General features: G+C 67.2%; 2 protein-coding genes. Both read left to right on the top strand.

Translation table 11 applies throughout. The features are described 5' to 3' along the window. The coding region (locus tag DYI42_RS23900) for a LysE/ArgO family amino acid transporter (RefSeq protein ID WP_213549628.1) at window positions 1-312 on the top strand (312 nt) is incomplete at its 5' end. A 42-nt stretch (window positions 313-354) separates the two neighbouring features. Then, on the top strand, window positions 355-1,275 hold the full coding sequence (locus DYI42_RS23895) for a DMT family transporter (RefSeq protein WP_244868122.1): 921 nt from the start codon (window positions 355-357) through the stop codon (window positions 1,273-1,275). The last annotated feature ends 22 nt before the right edge of the window (window positions 1,276-1,297 follow it).

The following is a 1,297-nucleotide window of genomic DNA, read 5'->3' as shown; positions in this document are numbered from 1 at the left end:
GAGGTGGGCGGGCGCGGTGGTGGCACGCGGCTGGGCACGCTGGCGACCTGCCTGGCGCTCACATGGCTCAACCCGCATGTCTACCTCGACACGGTAGCCCTGGTGGGCTCGATCTCCACCCGCTATGCGCCAAGGGAGCTGGCCTTCGGCACCGGGGCGGTCATTGCCTCCTTCACCTTTTTCTTCGCGCTCGCCTACGGCGCCCGGCTGCTTGCTCCGCTGTTCGCCAGGCCGGTGGCGTGGCGGGTGCTCGATGTGGGGATCGGCTTGGTGATGTGGGCTATCGCGGCGGGGCTCGTGCTGGGCGGGTGATCGCCGGTTGACCTCGTCGTGTGACTCGCGCACATAGTTTACATGGCAACGACCTCCCCCCCGGAAACAGCCCCGAACCGCCCGGTTGCGGGTGTGCTGTGGATGGTTGTCACCGGCATTCTCTTCGTGGCGGTCACGGCCTCGGTGAAGCTGACGGGCGGTCGCGTGCCGGCCCCTCAGGCGGCCTTTCTGCGCTATGCGCTGGGGCTCATCTTCATCCTGCCGATGATCCCGGCGATCCGGGCCGACAGGCTGGGCTGGCCGGAGATCCGCGTGTTCACGTTGCGCGGCGTGGCCCACACGGTGGGGGTGATGCTGTGGTTTTACGGGATGAGCACGATCACCATCGCCGAGGTGACGGCGCTCAACTACATGTCGCCGGTTTATGTCACGCTGGGCGCGGTGCTGTTCCTCGGTGAGCGGATGGCCCTGAGACGGATCCTTGCGGTGGCGGCGGCGATGCTGGGTGCGCTGATTATCCTGCGGCCCGGCTTCCGCGAGTTGCAGGCCGGGCACTGGGCGATGGTGCTGGCCGCCTTCTGCCTTGCCGGCAGCTACCTCGTGGCAAAGCAGATTTCAGGCCGCGTGAGCGCGGCGACGCTTGTGGCGATGCTCTCCGTTGCGGTGTCCGTCGGGCTCATTCCCTTTGCCTGGGCGGTCTGGGTGCCGGTGAGCTGGCATGACCTCGGCATTCTCTTCCTGACGGCGGCCTTTGCCACGGGGGCGCATTATACCATGGGCCTGGCTTTCAAATGCGCCCCGGTGACGGTGACGCAGCCGGTGACCTTCCTGCAGCTCATCTGGGCGGTGGCGCTGGGGTATTTCATGTTCGACGAGGGGCTCGACAGCTGGGTGATCCTCGGGGGCACGGTGATCATTGCGGCGGTCAGCTTCATCACGTGGCGCGAGGCGGTGGTGAACCGCAGGCGGGTGACGCCGCAGGCCGGGGAAACCAAGTTCTGAGCCTGCCTGCCCCCGCCCGAAC

This window comes from Vannielia litorea, from assembly GCF_018424695.1.
Taxonomy (GTDB): domain Bacteria; phylum Pseudomonadota; class Alphaproteobacteria; order Rhodobacterales; family Rhodobacteraceae; genus Vannielia; species Vannielia litorea_A.
The sequence above is the reverse complement of the archived record's forward strand: the minus strand, read 5'-3'. Positions and strand labels throughout refer to the sequence as shown.